The following is a 4602-nucleotide window of genomic DNA, read 5'->3' on the forward strand; positions in this document are numbered from 1 at the left end:
CCGTTCATCCTGGCCGCCACCCTCGCCGCGTGGTTCGGCATGAACGACATTGCCGATGCGCGCGCCTCGTTCGCCGACCAGGCGGTGATCTTCAAGCGCAAGCACAACTGGCTGATGTGCTGGCTGTACGTGGGCACCTTCGGCTCGTTTATCGGCTTCTCGGCCGGGTTCGCGCTGCTCACCAAGTCGCAGTTTCCCGGCGTCAACCCTACCGCCTACGCCTTCCTCGGGCCACTGGTGGGCGCGCTGATGCGGCCGGTGGGTGGGTGGGTGTCGGACAAGCTGGGCGGAGCACGGGTCACGCTGTGGAGCTTCGTGGCGATGATTGCCGCCGTGTTCGGCGTGCTGGCCACGCTGCCGCATGACGGCGCCGGCGGCAGCTTCCAGGGCTTCCTGGCCGCGTTCGTGGTGCTGTTCGCGCTGACCGGCATCGGCAATGGCTCGACCTTCCGCATGATCCCGGTGATCTTCCTGACCGAGCGCCAGCGCGCCGCGCGCGGCAAGGACGCCGCGGCGCAAAAGCAGGCGCTGCTGGACGCCGGCAAGGAATCGGCCGCGGTGCTGGGTTTTTCCGGCGCCATCGGCGCCTACGGCGGCTTTTTCATTCCCAAGAGCTTCGGCACCTCGCTGGAGTTGACCGGCTCGGCGGACGCGGCGCTGTACTGCTTTGTCGTCTTCTACGTGAGCTGCGTGCTGGTGACCTGGTGGTACTACGCGCGCAAGAACGCGCCCATGCCTTGCTGAACGGCGCCGGCCGGCCTAGTTCTTTCGAACTAGGCGGCCACGGCCGGACTAGCCCGAGCGCATCGCACCCTACTCCTCCACCAGCGAATGGGCACGGCCGGGCCCTGCCCATAAGCTTGGAACATCCCTGGACCGATTGCCCAACGGTCAGCAAAAGCACTCGCGGAGAACAACAATGAGCCATTTTCTGGATCGACTGAAATTCATGTCGCGCGTCAAGTCCACCTTCGCGGGTGGACACGGCGCCGTGGTGGACGAGGACCGCCGGTGGGAGAACGGATACCGCAGCCGCTGGCAGCACGACAAGATCGTGCGTTCCACCCACGGCGTGAACTGCACGGGTTCGTGCTCCTGGAAGGTCTACGTCAAGAACGGACTGATCACCTGGGAGACGCAGCAGACCGACTATCCGCGCACCCGGCCCGACCTGCCCAACCACGAGCCGCGCGGCTGCCCGCGCGGCGCCTCGTACAGCTGGTACGTCTATTCGGCGCAACGCGTGAAGTACCCGATGATCCGCGGCCGCCTGATGGAGATGTGGCGCGAAGCCCGCAAGACCATGGACCCCGTGGCCGCCTGGGCCTCGATCAGCCAGGATCCCGTCAAGGCCAAGCGCTACAAGAGCGTGCGCGGCCTGGGCGGATTCGTGCGGGCCGACTGGGACACTGCCACGGAGATGATCGCGGCGGCCAATGCCTTTACCATCAAGCGCTTCGGCCCGGACCGCGTGGTCGGGTTCTCGCCGATTCCGGCCATGTCGATGGTGTCCTACGCCGCCGGGGCGCGCTACCTGAGCCTGCTGGGCGGGGTCTGCCTGTCCTTCTATGACTGGTACTGCGACCTGCCGCCGGCCAGCCCGCAAGTCTGGGGCGAGCAGACCGACGTGCCGGAATCGGCCGACTGGTACAACTCCACCTACCTGATGGTGTGGGGCTCCAACGTGCCGCAGACGCGCACCCCGGACGCCCACTTCTATACCGAAGTCCGCTACAAGGGCACCAAGACCGTGGCCGTGTCGTCCGACTTCGGCGAGATGGTCAAGTTCGGCGATATCTGGCTGACACCCACCCAAGGCACCGACGCCGCCCTGGCCATGGCCATGGGCCATGTGGTGTTGAAGGAATTCCACCTGAACGCACGCTCCGCCTATTTCCGCGACTACATCAGGCAGTACACCGACATGCCCATGCTGGTGCTGCTGCGCGACAACGGCGGCACGCTGGTCCCCGATCATTTCCTGCGCGCCTCCCACCTGGCCRGCGCCCGCGGCGAAGCCAACAACCCGGAATGGAAGACCCTGGTCATCGATAGCGCCAGCGGCGACTTCGCGGCCCCCAACGGCACCATCGGCTTTCGCTGGGGCGAGGCCGCCCACAACGACGGCGAGAAGGTAGGCCGCTGGAACCTGGAAATGAAGGACGGGGGCAGCGGACGCGCGCTTGACCCCCTGCTCTCGCTGATGGCGGCCGAGCACGAAGTAGCCGAAGTCGGCTTCCCGTATTTCGGCGCGGAGCACGATGCCTTGCTCAAGCGCCGCGTCCCGGCCAGGCGCATTACGCTGGCGGACGGCGGCAGCGCGCTGGTGGCCACGGTTTATGACCTGCAGATGGCCAACTACGGCGTGGACCAGGGCCTGGGCGGCGACAACGTGGCCACGTCCTTCGACGACGACGTGCCCTACACGCCGGCCTGGCAGGAGAAGCACACCACGGTACCGCGCCACCTGGTGATACAGGTGGCACGCGAGTTCGCCGACAACGCCGATCGCACCCAGGGCAAGAGCATGGTGATCGTCGGTGCCGGGCTCAACCACTGGTACCACAACGACATGATCTACCGCGGCATCATCAACCTGCTGATGATGTGCGGCTGCGTGGGCAAGAGCGGCGGCGGCTGGGCGCATTACGTGGGCCAGGAGAAGCTGCGCCCGCAATTCGGCTGGGCACCGCTGGCCTTTGGCCTGGACTGGGCACGCCCGCCGCGCCAGATGAACGGCACCTCGTTCTTCTACAGCCACACCAGCCAGTGGCGCCACGAGAAGCTCGCCGTGGACGAGATCCTGTCCCCGACCGCCGACAAGGCCAAGTACGAGAACCTCTCGCTGCTCGACCTGAACGCCCGTTCCGAGCGCATGGGCTGGCTGCCCTCGGCGCCGCAGCTGAGCAGCAACCCGCTCGATGTCGCCGATGCCGCCGCGGCGGCTGGCCAGGACCCGGTCGCCTATACGGTCGAACAACTGAAGTCCGGCGGCCTGCAGTTCGCCTGCGACGACCCCGACAACCCGGAGAACTTCCCGCGCAACATGTTCGTCTGGCGCTCGAATATCCTCGGCAGCTCGGGCAAGGGACACGAGTACTTCCTCAAGTACCTGCTCGGCACCCAGAACGCCGTGTTCGGCGACGAGGCCGACGCCATCACGCCAAGCGAAGTGAAGGTCCGCCCCGCCGCCGAAGGCAAGCTCGACCTGCTGACCGTGCTYGATTTCCGCATGAGCACCACCTGCCTGTACGGCGATATCGTGCTGCCGACCGCGACCTGGTACGAGAAGGACGACCTCAACACCTCCGACATGCATCCCTTCATCCACCCCTTGTCGGAGGCGGTGCAGCCGCTGTGGGAGAGCCGCACGGACTGGGAAATCTACAAGGCGATCGCCAAGAAGTTCAGCGAGATCGGCGGCGCCCACCTGGGCACCCGCAAGGACCTGGTCTGCAGCCCCTTGCTGCATGACACCCCGGGCGAGCTGGCCCAGCCGTTCGAGCCGAAGGACTGGAAGCGCGGCGAATGTGAGCTGATTCCCGGCAAGACCGCACCATCGATGACCGTGGTGGAGCGCAACTATGCCGACATCTACAAGAAGTTCACCTCGATCGGGCCGCTGCTCGACAAGCACGGCAACGGCGGCAAGGGCATCAACTGGGATACCCGCCACGAAGTCAAGGAGATCGGCGCGCTCAGCAAGACGGTCGACGAACCCGGCGTGAGCCAGGGCCGGCCGCGGCTGGAKACSGCCATCGACGCCGCCGAGATGATCCTGACCTTCGCRCCSGARACCAACGGSCACGTCGCGGTGAAGGCGTGGGAGGCGCTGTCGGCCATCACCGGGCGGGATCACGCCCACCTGGCCGCCGGGCGCGAGCACGACAAGATCCGCTTTCGCGACGTCCAGGTGCAGCCGCGCAAGATCATCTCCGCGCCGACCTGGTCCGGGCTCGAATCCGAGKAAGTCAGCTACAACGCGGGCTACACCAATGTGCACGAGCTGATTCCCTGGCGCACCCTGACCGGCCGCCAGCAGTTCTACCAGGACCATCGCTGGATGCTGGACTTTGGCGAGGGCAACTGTGTCTACAAGCCCGCCATCGACACCAAGACCGTCGCACCGATGCTTGGCGCCAGGCCCAACGGCAATACCGAGCTGGTGCTGAACTGGATCACGCCGCACCAGAAGTGGGGCATCCACTCCACCTACTCGGACAACCTGCGCATGCTCACGCTGTCGCGCGGCGGGCCGCATGTCTGGATCTCCGAGACCGAGGCCAAGGCCAGCGGCATCCGCGACAACGACTGGGTGGAAGTCTTCAACGTCAATGGCACGCTGACCGCGCGGGTGGTGGTGTCCCAGCGGGTCCCCAAGGGGATGTGCCTGATGTACCACGCCCAGGAGAAGATCGTGAACGTGCCCGGCGCCGAAACCAGCGGCATGCGCGGTGGCATCCATAACTCGGTGACCCGCACGGTCACCAAGCCCACCCACATGATCGGCGGCTATGCGCAGCTGGCCTACGGTTTCAACTACTACGGCACCGTCGGCAGCAACCGCGACGAGTTCGTGATCCTGCGCAAGATGAACAAGGT

2 protein-coding genes are annotated in these 4602 nt (G+C 66.0%); both read left to right on the plus strand.

Features of this window, described 5'->3' with window-relative positions; all coding sequences use genetic code 11:
- The coding region (locus tag AC1DS3_RS35490) for an MFS transporter (protein ID WP_477129024.1) at positions 1-744 on the plus strand (744 nt) is incomplete at its 5' end.
- Positions 745-919: 175 nt separating this feature from the next.
- Positions 920-4602: nitrate reductase subunit alpha (locus tag AC1DS3_RS35495; RefSeq protein WP_477129025.1), on the plus strand; the 3683-nt coding region annotated here is incomplete at its 3' end.

This window comes from Cupriavidus sp. 01L46, assembly GCF_056399905.1.